The organism is Microcystis sp. LE19-131.1A (assembly GCF_027532015.1).
In the GTDB taxonomy this organism is placed as follows: domain Bacteria; phylum Cyanobacteriota; class Cyanobacteriia; order Cyanobacteriales; family Microcystaceae; genus Microcystis; species Microcystis ichthyoblabe_A.
Map to the genome: position 1 here is coordinate 1 of NZ_JAPZSS010000185.1, position 16,279 is coordinate 16,279.

Consider the following 16,279-nt stretch of genomic DNA (forward strand, 5'->3'; position numbering starts at 1 on the left):
GATAAATTCTCTCTAGCATTTTCTGGCTCTCGGGGTTTAGGTCTCTAATCAATCTCATTGTATTTTCCTGCTGCTTCGTTTTTTTATGTATTATACTTCTTAATTTTTTATTTGGGTAATTAATTTTGCATGACTACTTACGATCGGTAATCAGCTAGTCCGCATTCAAGTTCTAGTTGAGACAAGGTAAAACGAATATCAAATTCAGATGCACAACAGCTTACCCAATCCGCTTTTAACAGTAGGATTGACTCCTGACTCCTGACTCCTGACTCCTATCTCCCTGACTCCTTTAAACATTTCTTTTTTTCTCAAACCATGTTTGTAATAATTCCCCGGATTCCTTGGCTAAAATTCCCGCGATTACCAGTAAACGATGGTTAGAAAAAGGACTATCCATAAAATTAGCCACAGTGCGGATAACTCCTGTTTTGGGATCGTCAGCACCGTACACTAATAATCCTAATCTAGCCTGAATAATTGCCCCGGCACACATGGGACAGGGTTCGAGGGTGACGTAGAGGGTACAACCATTTAAGTGCCAATTGCCTAACACTTGACTAGCGGCACGAATCGCCAGAATTTCAGCGTGAGCGGTGGGATCATGGTGTTTTTCCTTGCAATTAGCCCCTTGAGCGATTAAATGTCCCTGTTTATCCACGATAACCGCTCCCACAGGTACATCACCCCGATCCCCCGCAGTTGCCGCTAAATTTAAAGCTAACTGCATCCATTGCCGATGTTTCTCATAGGCTTTTTCGTCAATAGACTTTAGATAGTCCCACATTTAGCCAGTAAATTATCTAATTTTTTCTGACCATCCAAAGCATACAAATCATCGCAACCACCGATATGTTCATTATTGATAAAAATCTGTGGTACACTGCGTTTACCGTTAGACCGTTCCGCCATGGCTTGACGAGCGCTTTCATCCCCATCAATCTTGTATTCGGTGTATTTTACCCCTTTCCAACCCAGCAACCATTTAGCACGAATACAGTAGGGACAAGTTGCCCACGTGTAAATTTCCACATTGGCCTTGATATTCTCGTTATAACGCCCAAAAAGCGAGTTAAATAGATTTAGCATCGTTCTTACTAAGTAGTTAGGTGTTAAAAACTGTCCGATGCCCCCCTTATTAAGGGGGGATTAAGGGGGGATCGACACCCCCCTTATTAAGGGGGGATTAAGGGGGGATCGACACCCCCCTTATTAAGGGGGGATTAAGGGGGGATCCATCTTCAATTTAATTATAACCAGCTACTTACTCTCCTATTTATCTTTATTTTATGGATTCTGCTACCAAAAAAGCCCAATTACGCAAACAACTAATTGCCCAAAGACGATCGCTTCCTAAGCATATTTGGCAAGAAAATAGTCAGCAACTTTGCAAAAATTTACAATCTTTGCCCCTCTTTCAACACGCTAAAACCATTCTCGCTTACTTCAGTTATCGTCAAGAGCCGGATTTAAGTTCCTTATTTTGTCAACACCATCGCTGGGGTTTTCCCCGTTGTGACGGAGATAGCCTGACTTGGCACTGTTGGACTGCCGACGATCCCCTAGAATTAAATCGTTATGGCATCTATGAACCAACAGCGATCGCTCCTCTCATTTTACCGACCGAAGTGGACTTACTGTTAATTCCCGCCGTCGCTTGCGATCGCCAAGGTTATCGCTTAGGTTACGGGGGAGGTTATTTTGATCGTCTCCTACATTCCCCCGAATGGCAAGCTATCCCCTCGATTGGGATTGTCTTTGACTTTGCCTATCTCGATACCCTTCCCCTCGATACTTGGGACCAAAAATTACAGGCAATCTGTACCGAATCAAGAACCGAAATTTTTTAAGTAGGTAGGTATTAAAAACTTTCAGATCCCCCCGCCTATCGGCACCCCCCTTATCAAGGGGGGCAGGGGGGATCGAACCTCAAACCCATTTTTAATTTAATTATAACCAGCTACTTAACAATTATTTCCTTTTGTGTGATCGGTTTAACTTATATAGGAGCGATCGATCTTTGTGTCCTTTGTGTCTTTGTGGTTCGTTCTGGTCGTTCGCTGGCACTGTATCTTAGAATACATTTTACCCACCGACTACTCATATATTAAGTTTTATTGAATCCGATCGACCCTTAAGATAGCTTTGCTAGGATGAAGTTCGCATCAAGAGATGTTTAAAGTAATCACCAGAAAAAGTCAACAGGGAAGCAATGAAACACTTTCACGAACCATGGATTCAAGAATGGTGTCAAGAAAACGGCTGGACAGAGCTATTTCTCGAACGCTACAGTAATTATTGGGCATTCCCTCCCAATGCCGTCATGCCAGAACCAATTCCCACCAAAGTGTTACAAAATATTAAGCGTCAAAAAGGTCTATCCCCTGCCGAAAAACTTTGGTTAGGAATGGCGATTGGATTGACTGTGACAGCTTTAATTCTCTGTGTCATCCTCGCTTGTCCTATGCCTATAGTTCTCGCTTTCGCTTTTGATGCTGTCACCGCAGCGCGATTGGAAGTGGAATATTAATCGGGCAAAAATTGAGCAGCAAAAACCTAAACAGGGGGAGATTTTTCCGAAAGTCTTCCCCTTGACTGCGTTTTTCCAGACAGGGACGATCGATCTGTCTTGAATCAGTAATCGGTGATTAGTGGTCAGTAGGAGAATAGAATATTAAGTGAGCAGTATTCAATGGCAGTTTTCTGCTGTCTTTTCACTGATTACTGTTTACTGTTTACTGATAACTGAAAAGTCCCCATGTCCGAATCTCGTCGCTTACAGTTTACCCCCGATCTGGAAATTTGTCGTATTTTGAACGGAATGTGGCAAGTTTCAGGCAGCCATGGTTCGATCGCACCCCAAAAAGCGATCCCTAGTATGTTCTCCTATCTAGATGCCGGTTTCACCACTTGGGATCTGGCCGATCATTACGGTCCGGCTGAAGATTTTATCGGTGAATTTCGTCGTCAATTAGTCGCTCAAAGGGGTATTGATGCTTTAAATAATCTGCAAGCTTTCACTAAATGGGTTCCCCGTTCGGGTAAAATGACTAAGGAAATAGTCGCAAAAAATATCGCTATTTCCCTGCGTCGCATGGATGTGGATAGTCTCGATTTATTGCAGTTTCACTGGTGGGATTATCGCGATAAAAATTATCTAGATGCCTTATATTTTTTAGGGGAATTACAACAGGAAGGCAAAATTAAACACCTAGCCTTGACTAATTTCGACACGGAACATTTAAAAATTATTCTCAGCGCCGGGATTACAATAGTCTCCAATCAAGTCCAGTTTTCCCTGATTGATCGCCGTCCCCTCGTCAAAATGGCGCAGTTTTGCCAAGAACATAACATCTATCTCCTGGCCTATGGTACTCTAGCAGGAGGCTTATTAGGAGCTAAATATCTCGGTCATCCTGAACCCAATGCCATGAGTCTCAATACCGCTAGTTTACGGAAATATAAAAACATGATCGATGCTTGGGGAAACTGGCAATTATTCCAAGAATTATTAACTGTTCTTAAAGCGATCGCTGATTCCTATCATGTCACCATTCCTAATGTGGCAGTGCGTTACGTTCTTGAACAAAAAGCCGTAGCTGGAGCAATTATCGGGGTGCGTTTGGGTGTTGCTGAACATATCGCAGAAAATGCCCGTATTTTCGATTTTCAATTATCTCCCCAAGACTATCAAAAAATTGATCATGTCTTGGAAAAATCCCGGGATTTATTGCAGTTAATCGGTGATTGCGGTGATGAGTACCGTCGTTAACTGAAAAGGTGAATAGTTCTATCCCTATTCAATCCCTATCTAGAGGAAAAGTTGTCTATAAGTAGGTAGGTGTTAAAAATTGTCAGCTTCCCCCCCTTATCAAGGACTGATAACTGATAACTGATAACTGATAACTGATAACTGATAACTGATAACTGATGACTGATAACTGAAAAGAGGCTAATGATGAGATTTGAACAAGCAATACCCGATGATCCCGCTAATCAATGGCGCTATCAATTAGATCAATTTGTGCAAGAAAATCAACAGGAATTAGCCGGTTTAATGTGGGGTTTACTCTCGGAATGGGGAGAAGATGCTCAAGAAACCCTAGGCATCGATCTTAAACCTCAGCCTCATTTTGTCTGTTGTTCTAGGGAGTCCCTAGAGAAATTAAATCGCAAGGTTAATTGTAAAATTCAAGAGATGCTTGGGATTATTTATCGCTATAATCCCAGCGAAGAAGTGGCTATAGTCGCTATCGGTGATGGTCAGGTAAAATTGATTTATTTTCAACCCGATCTTTCTCCTCCTGAATGTTTTGATCGCCTCGAAGTCGATCTTGATACCCTCATTCAACAGTTAGAGTCCAAAATGCTGACGGAAATCCAATCTTTCCCAATTTGATGCCGATTGCCAGCGCAAAAAGTTGGCAGGTTGTCCCACTGATAAACCCGCTAATCTGATCGCTTTTCTGGGGGATTCTGTCGCTAGAAGAATTGCCGTTTCTAAATCACATATTCCCCAGTTAACTAAATTGGCTACTCCTTGTAATAAGGGTAAGGTTGTTCCCGCTAAAGTACCGTCAAAAAGTCTTGCTGTTCCCTGTTTGACTTCAATTTCTCTCTCGTCCCAAGGATAGACACCATCCCCTAAACCAATCGGTGCTAAAGCATCACTAACTAAGAAAATTCCTTGATGATAATTACTGGCTTTTAGTAATAATTCTATCATGGTTGGATGGATGTGTTGACCATCGGCAATTAACCCACAATATACCTCGCGATTGATAATTGCTTCCCCTAATAAACCCGGTTGACGATGATGTAAAGGAGGCATGGCATTAAAGGCATGAGTAACCATTTTTGCCCCTTGCAAAAAGGCTTTTTTGGCTATTTCTTGACTCGCTTGCGAATGTCCTAAACTGACGGTAATTCCTCGATCGCTTAGGTATTTAATCACCGTACCGCTACTATCTAATTCTGGTGCTAGAGTGATAATTTTTACGATCGATAAGTAGTCCCCAAAGATTTTATCTATTGTTTCTATACTTGGGGTTAAAAGATATTGTCCCGGATGCGCTCCCCTTTTTTCATAGTTTAAAAATGGTCCCTCTAAATGTACTCCTAAAACCTGGGCGATCCCTCGATTTTCCTGTTTCTGTTTTTCGATATATTTAGCAATTACTGAGAGGGATTTTTGAAATTTCTCCACAGACGTGGTGACTAGGGTGGGAAGATAACCATCAATTCCTTGATTCCCAAGATAATCGCTAATCTTATCTAATTTTTCTAGATCTGTTATTTCTAAGTCAGGAAATGCTAATCCTAATCCTCCGTTGATCTGTAAATCTACTCCTCCTAAGGATAGCCAATCCCCTTCCATATCGATAATCTTTTCCCCTTTTTTCCTTCCCCCCATCTCCGTGATTCTCTCGATCTTTCCCGCAGCATTTATCTCTATTTGTTGTCGATCCTGATAGGCGGGAATTCTAGCATTAATTAGGGTTATCATAGAAGCAGAAAACTAATTTTTTTTATTATAATCTCAAAAAAAAACTTTTTTTTTGATGATGCTTGACAAGTGTGCATTTTTGTGAGATACTTTTTTATATAATGGAGATATTGGCGTTTAATGACAACTGTTTATGTCCAATTATATAAAAACTGATCATAAAAAAATAGTACCATAACCTGACCGCTCTCTGTCCAGAGATTGTAAAAATACTTTACAAAATAATTACAGCCTTTCTCTGGCGGTTCTTAGGAGGGAGTGACTGTCAAAGGGAAAGGCTTGTCCTATAATAAAATTAAGACTATATAAAAACTACTTTTTTAGCAATAAAAGAGTAGCAATCTCAGGGATTAGGGAGGGGTGTATGTTTTTTAGAAACATAGGGAAACAAACTCAAGAACCGCGTCGTATTATTATCGGAGATGTGCATGGCAATTTTCAGGCACTTTTGCGACTATTAAACCGAGTTGCTCCTGATAGTGAGGATGAGGTTTATTTTCTGGGGGATTTAATTGATCGAGGAGAGCAGAGCTTAGAAGTGGTGGATTTTGTCATCAAAAATAACTACCAGTGTCTCCTAGGAAATCATGAATATATGCTCTTAAAAGCTTTAGCAGGAAAAGAAGTTTCTGAAAGATGGTTAAACGGTTGGATCGAGAGTGGCGGGGCGGCGACACTACTAAGTTATAATAACAATATACCCGCCGAGCATATCAATTGGTTCCAATCCCTACCCGCTTATTTAGACCTAGGAGATATTTGGTTAGTTCATGCGGGAGTACACCCAGAATATCCCCTTGAACAGCAAACAAACGAGGAGTTTTGTTGGATTAGAAACGAATTTCATACCATGACCCAACCCTATTTCAAGGATAAACTAATCATCACAGGTCATACTTTAACCTTTACCTTTCCCGATGTCAAGCCGGGGCAACTAGCTCGCGGCAGCGGTTGGCTAGACATTGAAACTGGGGTTTATCATCCCCAAAGTGGTTGGTTAACTGCTTTAGATTGGACAAATCAATTAGTTTATCAAGTGCAGGATCAATCTAAAAATTGTCGCACGATCCCTTTAGAAAAAGCAGTGGTTAATCTAGACCTTGACAAGATTTCTCGTTACTCCTCCGGGGAAAGCTCATCTAAAGTGCTGAATCTTTAATAGTGATCAGAAAAGAGAAGCGATAAAACCAGAAGGATCGGTTAAAATAGTTGATAATCTGATTAATACCCTTTTCTAATGACCCTTGAACTCTTATACCAGGCCTTCATCGAAACAATTCAACATCCTGATCATGAGATAAATCTAGCTCGGGCAGCTCTACAAATAGCCAATTTTGAATATCCCCGTCTCAAGATTGATCACTATTTAAATAGGATAAACTTAATGGCTGACGAGGTAAAAAAACGCCTACCCGATAGATTATATCCCTTAAAAATAGTCAAGGTTATCAATCAATATTTGTTTGAAGATTTACAGTTTACCGGTAATACCCAAGAATACTATGACCCCCGCAACAGCTACTTAAATGACGTAATTGATCGCCGCACCGGTATTCCGCTCACTCTCTCGATTATCTATTTAGAGATTGCCAAACAGATCGATTTTCCCATGATAGGAATTGGTATGCCAGGGCATTTTATTATCCGTCCCGATTTCGAGGAAGTGGAAATTTTTGTCGATCCCTTTCACGGTGGTGAAATCCTATTTAAACAGGACTGTCAAGAAAGATTAAGTCAAATTTATCAACAGCCAGTTAAATTAGAAGAACATTTTCTCAATATTGCTACCAATCAGCAAATTTTATTACGTTTGTTGACTAATTTAAAATATATTTACCTGAATCGTCAACAATGGTCTCAGACAATTCGGACAATAGATCTACTACTTTTGCTCATTCCTAATCATCCCCTAGAGCTGCGCGATCGAGGTTTAGTTTACTATCAAATTGGACAACTCAGCCAAGCGCAACAGGATTTAGGCTTCTATCTCGCTCTCCTACCCAACGCCCAAGATGCCGAATCCATTCGACAATTATTGCAAAAAATTAACTCTTAAGTCGCCAATCAGTTATCAGTTATCAGTTAACGGTATTAAATGAGGAGTATTAAATGACATTAATAGTGCTGTCTTTTCACTGATTACTGATTACTGTTCACTGAAAAATCCCCCAATCCTTTACTGATAAATGATAACTAAAATGACTATTAGCCCTTTCGTAACTGCGAAAAAACTCAAAATCGGTCAACTGCGAAAAGTCCATCATATCGCTTTCAACGTCAAAGATATGGATGCCTCTCGTCATTTTTATGGGGAAATATTAGGATTAGAGGAATTAGTGGGGGAAAAAATTCCCAGTACCTTAAAAGAATTAGTTGCCCAGGGAAAAGTGGCCAATTTTATCACCCCCGATGGTACAGTAATTGACCTATTTTGGGAACCAGATTTAAACCCTCCCGACGACAATCCCGAAATCGCTTTTACCCGTGCCAACCATTTAGCCTTCGATATTGCCCCGGAATGCTTCGATTTTGCCCTAGAAGTGCTACAAAGTCAGGGAATTACTATTGCTAGTGGACCCGTAACCCGGCCGACTGGGAGAGGGGTTTACTTCTACGATCCCGATGGCTTTATCGTCGAAATTCGCTGTGATCCCGCATTTTAACGACTCAGAGGGCGAAAATTGCCACGAAAAACCAGAAAAGTTAGGGTAATCGCTAATATAATCGCTGTTATCGCAATTAGAGGCAGAGAAATCTGTTTAACAGCGATCGCCAAAAAAGCCCAGATAAACACCCCGATAAAAGCCCGATCTTTTCTTGTTAAACCGACTAAAATCGCGATTATCGCCCCGATAAGCAGAATTATTACCGTCCAGATCTGGTCAGTTAGACCCCATCGCTGCCAGTCGATCCAATCTAGCACCGAAGCGACATTGACAATCGTGGCCACGCTAATCCAAGCGAAATAAATACTAATAGGAGCATTAACTAATAAACCCTGTTTACGATTCACAATCAAGCGATTAATTTCTAAGCGAAGATAAAGCCGGATGAGAGGGATTAAAATGCCTAGCATTGCCAGTAAAGACAGGGTAAAAAAACGCAATTGAAAGAGAATTACCCAGAAAATCTGACAAGCACTAGCGATGGCTAATTCGTAGCCTAACCGACGCAAACGTGGTTCAGTTTTATTAAAAGCTAAAGCTTGGTAAATTCCCAGACTAATTAAACCCAGATAAATTAATCCCCAGATCGCAAAAGCATAATTAGCGGGAACAATTAAGACATCTTGAAAAACTGTATTCGAGATAGCCCCGATATTTTCGCCCTTAAGAGGAAAAATATTAGCGAAAATATTGGTAATAAAAGCCCCTAGAATAGCAAATAAATTTAGTTCTTGTCGGAGACGATCTCGATCAAAATTCATAGGTCAATCAAAGACAGAAAACATCATTTCACCCTGGGCGGCCAATTGCCCATCGACTCTTGCTTCCCCTTGCATTTTAGCAATTTTATTCATCTTGAAGGATAATAATTCCACCGTCATAATTAATTGATCTCCCGGCACCACAGGACGACGAAAACGGGTTTTATCAATGCCAGCGAAGGCAAAAAATTTCCCTTTCATCCCGGGTAATTGAGTCAAAATCACTCCCCCCACTTGGGCCATGGATTCCACAATTAACACCCCCGGCATCAAGGGACGACTGGGAATATGACCGGGAAAAAAAGGCTCGTTGATCGTGACATTTTTTAGGCCAACAGCCTTTTTACCTGGTACATAGTCAATAATGCGATCGACTAGGGCAAAGGGATAACGATGGGGCAGTAGTTGGCGAATTTCCTCAACGGTAAAGGTAGTTTTTATGACTGGTTCCAACTCGGTTAAGGCTTCGGTAACGATGGTCATGCAAGTCAAAAATTACAAGTGAGATTAGACATTATCTCACAATCAGTTATCAGTTATCAGTTATCAGTTCACTGGAAATGGCTGACAGCCTTTTTAATTGGGCATTTTAGTTAAACGAGCATTTTGATAATAATGGCTGAGAATGCGGTCATAAGTCACCCCTTGGTCAGCGAGGGAAAAAGCGCCCCATTGACTTAAACCGATCCCATGACCGAAACCGCGACCATTGATGGCAAAAGTACCGTTATTAGCTGAAATCGTGAATAGGGTACTACGCAGCTCCAGTATTCGCCGTAATTGGGTATCAGAGATTAATTTAGAGCCTTGATCGCCCACTATACGCATTCTAATCACCCTTCCGTGGGGAGTGATCCTTTCGGGAGATAGCGATCGCACGCGACCAACACCACCAATTAAACGACCTAATTCCCCGGCGCTAAAGTTTTTTGACCATTGGAATACTGGGGCGACTTGATCGTAATCGACGACACCGCGCAGGTAGGGTAAGGGGGAATTCCAAACATCTTCGACATTTTCCGTATGACCCCCGGAGGAGGAGTGAAACACCGCTAGAATTGGTTTGCCGTTGAAACTCATAATTTGCCCGGTGGTGGCCTTAACTGCCTCGTGGGTGCTAGTAAACTCGCTTTCTAGACCCTTATAAACTTGGGTGCGGGTGGTAGTATCGAGATCGTAGATGCGATTACCAGAAGTATTCATTTGGTAGAGAGCATAGGTGCGGGCCGCCACAGATTGGGCTTTTAAGGCCTCTTGCGGCCAGGAGGGAATCGCCTCCGCACCGACGACACTATAGAGATATTCCTCTAAATCGACTAAATTTAGGGCTGTCACCCCAGAACCCTGCCGAATGATCCTTGTTCGTCCTCGATACCAGCGATCATTAATCCAGACGTAACCATCATTCTCCGGTTCGATGATCAATTGACTGGCCTGCCAATCGGCCAAACCCACCGCTTTTCCTCTGGGATTAGCATTGAGGGCATTCATGGCGGTTAATTCTCCTAGGACTCTCCCGGCCCCATCTTTCACCACAGCATCGGTGGAACTACCCACGGAGACGGCGCTAACACCTTTACTGATGGCAATGCGTAATTCGACAGCAGCTTGGACTGGAGCGATAATCAAAGCCCAAAAAACTAGGATGAGCCAGCTATGAGCAGGCAGGCGCTGCAGGTAACTACCCAGCAGCCTTGCTGTGTGTTTATTGGTCATGGGGGTCGGACTCCTCACACAATCGATCGATAATCAATTTTAACCGGACTGGGATTTTTTGGCTACTCCAGTCTAGAAAAATTTTTCCCCTGTCACTTTTTCCCGATTGTCTGACAATTTTTCTCTCCTCTGGCCCATGAATGGGCAAATTGCCCTATTTTGTCCGATTAATCGGGATTTATTAGGTTTAGTCGATTATTCTAACTAGGTAGGTGTTAAAAATTATCATATTTCCCCCCTTATCAAGGGGGGATTAAGGGGGGATCGGCACTCCCCTTATCAAGGGGGGATTAAGGGGGGATCAAGGACAAAATCTATCTTCAATTTAATTAGAACCACTTACTTACAAGCAGCTAAAATTTGTCTTATCATGGCGAGGAGGAAAAATATTCTCACCGGTGAAAAGAAGTCGAATTAATTTTCTACCAATCTTTAGACACACATTCCGCAATCTCAAATCGAAAATCTCAAATCTAAAATAGGCTTATGTGGAATTCTATAATACAATTCTATCAAACTAATAAAGACTGGATTGACAATCTCCTCTCCGGTGCATTAGTGACTGTTGTTCTGGCAATAATCGGTTTCATTTGGTGGTATCGAGAGCAAAAACGAAAAGTCCGAATCATTGAACCGTCCTTACCCTTTACCAAAATTGCCCCCAATAGCAATGTAATCCCGATTATCTACAAAAGGGATGAAAAGGATAAATCTCCTTTAGCGGATCATAATATTATTTACCAACACCGAATGGCTGACCGAAACTTTACTAACGAACTTCTGCAAAATCTGGAGGAAAATCGCTGGTTAATTATTGTCGGACCCACAGGAATCGGCAAAACTAGAGAAGCTGCTGAAGTAGCGCAACGCTTGAATCATGAAGGCTGGACGGTGTTAGTATTAAAATTAGGAGAATGGTTAGAGCGACCCGAAAATAACCAATTAGAGGCGATCGGAACAGATAGAAAATTACTATTTTTCCTCGACGATCTTAACTCATATATGCGCCGTAGTTTGAAAATTGACCAAAATCCCCAAGCAAAAGATAGTCCTCTTGCGGCGATTAATATTCCCTTACAAGAACGACTATTAAAAACCCTCGAAGCTTATGAAACCCATGGTACTCGTCCCGAAGAAGTGCGGGTGATTGCCACTGCGAGAGATGAAAAAGAACCCGAATCACCGGGACAACCAAGTGAATGGGATAAGTTACAGTGGGACAAATATCCAGAACTGTGGGAACGTTTTCAGTTGGTAAAATTGCCATCGCCGGAAGACGGTGCAATTGTCGAATTATTGCAGGATACTATCCCGCAAACCAACATTAAAGCCGAAACTGACTACAGCAGCATTGCTGCTTATAATGATTCTACCTTTCGCAATGTGGTAGAAAATTTAGTGCGCCTTGAAAACCGACAATTACCCCTCAATCCTGCCAACTATCAAGCTACTCTGCGAGGCAACTGGCAAAAACGTTATCAGGATGCAATTAAAAGGGATAATCTGGCGAAATATATCTATGCTGCGGTGGATTTATTGCGCCAGTGTAATATTTCCTTAGAACCGTTTATTGTTGAACCGACTGCCAGATTTATCGCCAAGGGAAATATGTGGCAACAACTCTGGTATCGCTGGCAAATCAAGCAAAGTTTGGCTGATTTAATTGCCAGAGAAAAAATTTTAGAACCCCGCGACGGACAAATTGAAGCCAAGGGAAAGCAGGTAGAATTAAATGACTATTTGCGTCCTCTAAAACAGTTAATTTGGCAGTTATTTGAAGAAAAACCTCTTGAAATGTTGCCTTCTCTAGCAGGATTTACTCTTAAACTATATGAATTAAAGCGCTATCAAGATGCCTTAAAAGGGTTCAACCGTCTAGTTAGTTTGCTACCTCAATGGGAAGACGGTTGGGTTTATCGAGGTAATACTTTTGATGATCTTGAACAATACCAAGAAGCGATCGCATCCTACGATCGAGCTTTAGAAATTAAACCCGATTACCATGAAGCTTGGTACAACCGAGGGTTTGCGTTAGGTAACTTAGGAAGGTATGAAGAAGCGATCGCATCCTACGATCGAGCTTTAGAAATTAAACCCGATAAGCATGAAGCTTGGTACAACCGAGGGGTTGCGTTAGGTAATTTAGGCAGATTTGAAGAAGCGATCGCATCCTACGATCGAGCTTTAGAAATTAAACCCGATAAGCATGAAGCTTGGTACAACCGAGGGATTGCGTTAGATAACTTAGGAAGGTATGAACAAGCGATCGCATCCTGGGATCAAGCTTTAGAAATTAAACCCGATTACCATGAAGCTTGGTACAACCGAGGGATTGCGTTAGGTAACTTAGGAAGGTATGAAGAAGCGATCGCATCCTGGGATCGAGCTTTAGAAATTAAACCCGATTTCCATCAAGCTTGGTACAACCGAGGGATTGCGTTAGATGACTTAGGAAGGTATGAAGAAGCGATCGCATCCTACGATCAAGCTTTAGAAATTAAACCCGATGACCATGAAGCTTGGTACAACCGAGGGAGTGCGTTAGGTAATTTAGGAAGGTATGAAGAAGCGATCGCATCCTACGATCAAGCTTTAGAAATTAAACCCGATAAGCATGAAGCTTGGTACAACCGAGGGGTTGCGTTAGGTAACTTAGGAAGGTATGAAGAAGAGATCGCATCCTACGATCGAGCTTTAGAAATTAAACCCGATAAGCATGAAGCTTGGTACAACCGAGGGATTGCGTTAGGTAATTTAGGAAGGTATGAAGAAGCGATCGCCTCCTACGATCGAGCTTTAGAAATTAAACCCGATGACCATAAAGCTTGGTACAACCGAGGGTGGGTCATTTGTTCTCTGAGCAAAAATCGCATTTCTACTCCTAGTCTGGAAGCTCTCATTTATCGTAAACCGATAGTAGCCCTTAATGACCGAGAACCCCATATTTTCGCCCTCCGGGAGGCACTTCCCCACCTCATTCAAGGATCGCCTCCGTGGGGGCAAATTTATCGCTATCTAGGGGAAGCTTATCTGGAACATTCCCAGTATAAAGAGAATGCTAGTCCCTATTGTCGCGACGCAATCCGACATTATCAAATCGCTTTACCGATTCTCACCGAAAAAGACTTCCCCGAAGATCATTTAGAAATTCTGCAAGGATTGATCCGCGCTCATCTTTCCTTACAGGAAATCACTCAAGCGCGATTCTATCAACAACAGGGACGCGACCTTTTCACCCGACTACGCGCCCAGAAAGGCGATAAACCCGCTTTTGAGGCAAAATTCAGCAGTTTTAGTCACCTAGAAATCGATTTACTGATCGAGGAAAATCATCCCCTAGACGCAATTGAACAGGCAGAATTTTATAAAAATCGTTGCTTGACTTGGATTCTCGATAATTGGCAAGAAAACCCCACCAGTCCCGATTATGCCACTATCCAAAGCCTGACAAGTCCGGATAAGGCGATTATTTACTGGTATCTCAGCGAGGACAATCTCACCACCTTTATTATCACCGCAGACGCTGATCCCGTAATTCTGGAAAGAGAGCAACGTTATCAACAGGCGCGACAGTTTCGGACTTGGTTAACCGAATGGGATAAACAATACCGCGACTATGCCAGTAAAAAAGAAACGGAGAATAAACAAAATCATCCTTGGAGATTGTCACTTAATGACCGTTTTGCCCAATTAAAGCGGATTTTACAGATCGATAAAATTCTCGCACATTTGCCGGTTTCCGTTAATTCCCTCATTCTCATCCCCCACCGGGATCTGCACCGCTTCCCCCTACATACCCTCTTCCCCGAAAAATACACCGCTACCTATCTCCCCTCTGCTCAGGTTGGTTTGCGTCCCCAGTCCGGCGATTTCTCCTATTCTCCCCTCCTCAGTGTCGAAGACCCCAAAACGGAGCAAAAACCCATGGATTTCGCCCAACTGGAATCGGCAATTATTAGCCATATCCTGCAACCGAGCGCGAGAATTAGCCCGAAAAAGGCCTCACGAGAAAATGTCCGTAAAGCCCTCGAAAATGCCTATAAAACCTTCCATTTCACTGGTCACGGCTTTTATGACTCTTTTCGCCCCCAAGCCTCTGCGATCGCCCTTAGCGATGGTTTATTGACTGTCCGGGATATCAACAAGCTCAACCTCTCTAGTTACCGTCTCGTCTGTCTGGCTGCCTGTGAAACCGCTCTCACCGGTAAGGATGGCATTACTACCGAATACGTCGGCCTCGTCAGTGCTTTCCGGGCAGCGGGTGCGACTAATGTGGTCAGTACCCTCTGGCCGGTGAAGGAGATTTCTAGCGCCTGGTTTATGATTAACTTCTATCAAAGATTATTAACGGGTGAATCCCCGGCCCTAGCTCTGAAAAATACACAAAATTGGTTAAAAAATATCACTTGGCAGCAACTAGCTAACTGGATCGAGCAACTTGGACAACTTCCCTCCCTAATGGAAGGGGTCGATCGACTGGAGGTGAGGGCGGCGAATACTTTGAAGGAAGGCAGTACAATAGGGCTAGATCAACTAACAGAATATAGCGATCCTTACCATTGGGCAGCCTATACCCTGACTGGACAGGACTAACTTATGGAAATTCCCAAAACAATTATCGATCTTGAAGCGCTGCTAATCGCCCTCGCACAGCAGACTGAACCCTTGCCAGAATATCTACAGCGATCGCTCGAAGCAATTAGACGATTACTAAGGGAAGAACAACCCCAGGCAGCAACACAATTGCGGCAACTTGTCAAGGGTTATCCTCCCCTAGAAAAAGCTTATAAAAAAGCGATCGAAGAATTAGACGCAGCCTATGCTAACCAAGAACGCACCAAAAGTTTAAGCGTCATTTTTCCCGATAGTTTAGATTTCGAGACCATATTTATTAATGATGTTATTCCTAGCCAAGATTGGGTAAAAACTGCCCAAAAATTAGCCCGATTCCCCCTGCCCCCCTTGATAAGGGGGGTGCCGACAGGCGGGGGGATCCCCCTTGATAAGGGGGGTGCTGATTCCCCTCGATTTTGGGATAAAGCCGATCGCCTGATGGTGGTAACGGTGGGAGGTGCAGCTTTAGGGGGATCGATTGCGGGAGTTTATGGCGCGGTTATTGGTGCGATATTAGCGGCCGGCTGCGGATGGTATATTACCTTTAGGAAAGCAAAATCAGCATAAATTTTTGATGAAGATTGTTAACATTGAAAACTTTCTTTTGTTAATCGGAACCTTGGTCATTACCGCAAGCGTGGCACTGGTTACAAAAAAACAGCCAAGACGGGGAAACAATAAATCTTATCTAGAAATTCTTTTCGTTTCTGGGTTGAGTTTATCGGCTGTATTGGCAATGTCTAAGGTGGTCTATAAAGTGTTAACCGATGAAAATTTTCAGAATTGCCTTGGCTCGGATAGTCAAATCCTTCTTTTGTTAGCGGCTCTTCTCGGTATCTATATTTCTATTAAAGAGATTTGTAAATTATTTGAAGCGAAGTAATAGGAATACCAGCTTTATCCATATCCAAAAGTTATACTAAATCCTGTTGAGAAGATTTTGATCCCCCCTGAATCCCCCCTTAATAAGGGGCGCTGATGGTTTTTAACACCTACCTACTTAGGGTCTGCTGAAT

16 protein-coding genes are annotated in these 16,279 nt (G+C 42.5%); 10 read left to right on the forward strand and 6 right to left on the reverse strand.

What is annotated here, in order from left to right; all coding sequences use genetic code 11:
* Window positions 1-292 precede the first annotated feature (292 nt).
* Window positions 293-787 (reverse strand): tRNA adenosine(34) deaminase TadA, encoded by a 495-nt coding sequence (gene tadA, locus O9323_RS14230; protein WP_002751735.1) that lies wholly within the window; start codon window positions 785-787, stop codon window positions 293-295.
* Window positions 772-1,089 (reverse strand): glutaredoxin 3, encoded by a 318-nt coding sequence (grxC, locus tag O9323_RS14235; RefSeq protein WP_002751734.1) that lies wholly within the window; start codon window positions 1,087-1,089, stop codon window positions 772-774. Before grxC ends, tadA begins: the two co-directional genes overlap by 16 nt.
* Before the next feature lie 200 nt (window positions 1,090-1,289).
* Between grxC and O9323_RS14240 the strand changes: the two genes are divergently transcribed.
* The 4 genes from O9323_RS14240 (at window position 1,290) to ccmS (ending at window position 4,399) form a co-directional block, all read left to right on the forward strand.
* Entirely contained in the window at window positions 1,290-1,850 is a 561-nt protein-coding gene (locus O9323_RS14240) for a 5-formyltetrahydrofolate cyclo-ligase (RefSeq protein WP_002751733.1), read from the forward strand.
* 362 nt (window positions 1,851-2,212) lie between these two features.
* Window positions 2,213-2,530: a slr1957 family protein gene (locus O9323_RS14245; protein ID WP_002733676.1), complete on the forward strand. Its 318-nt coding sequence runs from the start codon at window positions 2,213-2,215 to the stop codon at window positions 2,528-2,530.
* A 228-nt stretch (window positions 2,531-2,758) separates the two neighbouring features.
* Window positions 2,759-3,772 carry an aldo/keto reductase gene (locus O9323_RS14250; protein WP_288125307.1) on the forward strand — a complete coding sequence of 338 codons (1,014 nt, stop codon included), beginning with the start codon at window positions 2,759-2,761 and terminating at the stop codon, window positions 3,770-3,772.
* A 186-nt stretch (window positions 3,773-3,958) separates the two neighbouring features.
* Window positions 3,959-4,399 (forward strand): beta-carboxysome assembly chaperone CcmS, encoded by a 441-nt coding sequence (gene ccmS, locus O9323_RS14255; RefSeq protein ID WP_002751731.1) that lies wholly within the window; start codon window positions 3,959-3,961, stop codon window positions 4,397-4,399.
* Here the strand turns inward: ccmS and nagA are convergent.
* Complete coding sequence (gene nagA, locus O9323_RS14260; RefSeq protein ID WP_288125308.1) at window positions 4,355-5,506, reverse strand: N-acetylglucosamine-6-phosphate deacetylase; 1,152 nt, start codon at window positions 5,504-5,506, stop codon at window positions 4,355-4,357. The two genes, ccmS and nagA, sit on opposite strands and share 45 nt — an antisense overlap.
* Before the next feature lie 364 nt (window positions 5,507-5,870).
* On the opposite strand from nagA, the gene O9323_RS14265 reads away from it, so the two are divergent.
* The 3 genes from O9323_RS14265 to O9323_RS14275 all read left to right on the forward strand — a co-directional run bounded on the left by O9323_RS14265 (window position 5,871) and on the right by O9323_RS14275 (window position 8,169).
* Window positions 5,871-6,665: a metallophosphoesterase family protein gene (locus tag O9323_RS14265; protein ID WP_288125309.1), complete on the forward strand. Its 795-nt coding sequence runs from the start codon at window positions 5,871-5,873 to the stop codon at window positions 6,663-6,665.
* Window positions 6,666-6,743: 78 nt separating this feature from the next.
* Window positions 6,744-7,562, forward strand: a complete 819-nt coding sequence (locus O9323_RS14270) for a SirB1 family protein (protein WP_288125310.1) — start codon at window positions 6,744-6,746, stop codon at window positions 7,560-7,562.
* A gap of 142 nt (window positions 7,563-7,704) precedes the next feature.
* Entirely contained in the window at window positions 7,705-8,169 is a 465-nt protein-coding gene (locus O9323_RS14275) for a VOC family protein (RefSeq protein ID WP_002734772.1), read from the forward strand.
* Here the strand turns inward: O9323_RS14275 and O9323_RS14280 are convergent.
* The 3 genes from O9323_RS14280 to O9323_RS14290 form a co-directional block, all read right to left on the reverse strand.
* Window positions 8,166-8,933, reverse strand: a complete 768-nt coding sequence (locus O9323_RS14280; RefSeq protein WP_288125311.1) for a TspO-related membrane protein — start codon at window positions 8,931-8,933, stop codon at window positions 8,166-8,168. The genes O9323_RS14275 and O9323_RS14280 overlap by 4 nt on opposite strands.
* Before the next feature lie 3 nt (window positions 8,934-8,936).
* Window positions 8,937-9,416, reverse strand: a complete 480-nt coding sequence (gene fabZ / locus O9323_RS14285; RefSeq protein WP_002734156.1) for a 3-hydroxyacyl-ACP dehydratase FabZ — start codon at window positions 9,414-9,416, stop codon at window positions 8,937-8,939.
* Between the two features lie 93 nt (window positions 9,417-9,509).
* On the reverse strand, window positions 9,510-10,649 hold the full coding sequence (locus tag O9323_RS14290; RefSeq protein ID WP_288125312.1) for a SpoIID/LytB domain-containing protein: 1,140 nt from the start codon (window positions 10,647-10,649) through the stop codon (window positions 9,510-9,512).
* Between the two features lie 486 nt (window positions 10,650-11,135).
* Here O9323_RS14290 and O9323_RS14295 point away from each other — a divergent pair, with 486 nt between their 5' ends.
* From O9323_RS14295 to O9323_RS14305, 3 genes are read left to right on the forward strand one after another with little or no spacing between them, the layout of a single operon-like run.
* A complete protein-coding gene (locus tag O9323_RS14295) occupies window positions 11,136-15,242 on the forward strand; it encodes a tetratricopeptide repeat protein (protein ID WP_288125313.1) in 4,107 nt (1,368 codons plus the stop codon).
* 3 nt (window positions 15,243-15,245) lie between these two features.
* A complete protein-coding gene (locus O9323_RS14300) occupies window positions 15,246-15,830 on the forward strand; it encodes a hypothetical protein (protein WP_288125314.1) in 585 nt (194 codons plus the stop codon).
* Window positions 15,831-15,837: 7 nt separating this feature from the next.
* A complete protein-coding gene (locus O9323_RS14305; RefSeq protein WP_288125315.1) occupies window positions 15,838-16,146 on the forward strand; it encodes a hypothetical protein in 309 nt (102 codons plus the stop codon).
* Window positions 16,147-16,279 lie beyond the last annotated feature (133 nt).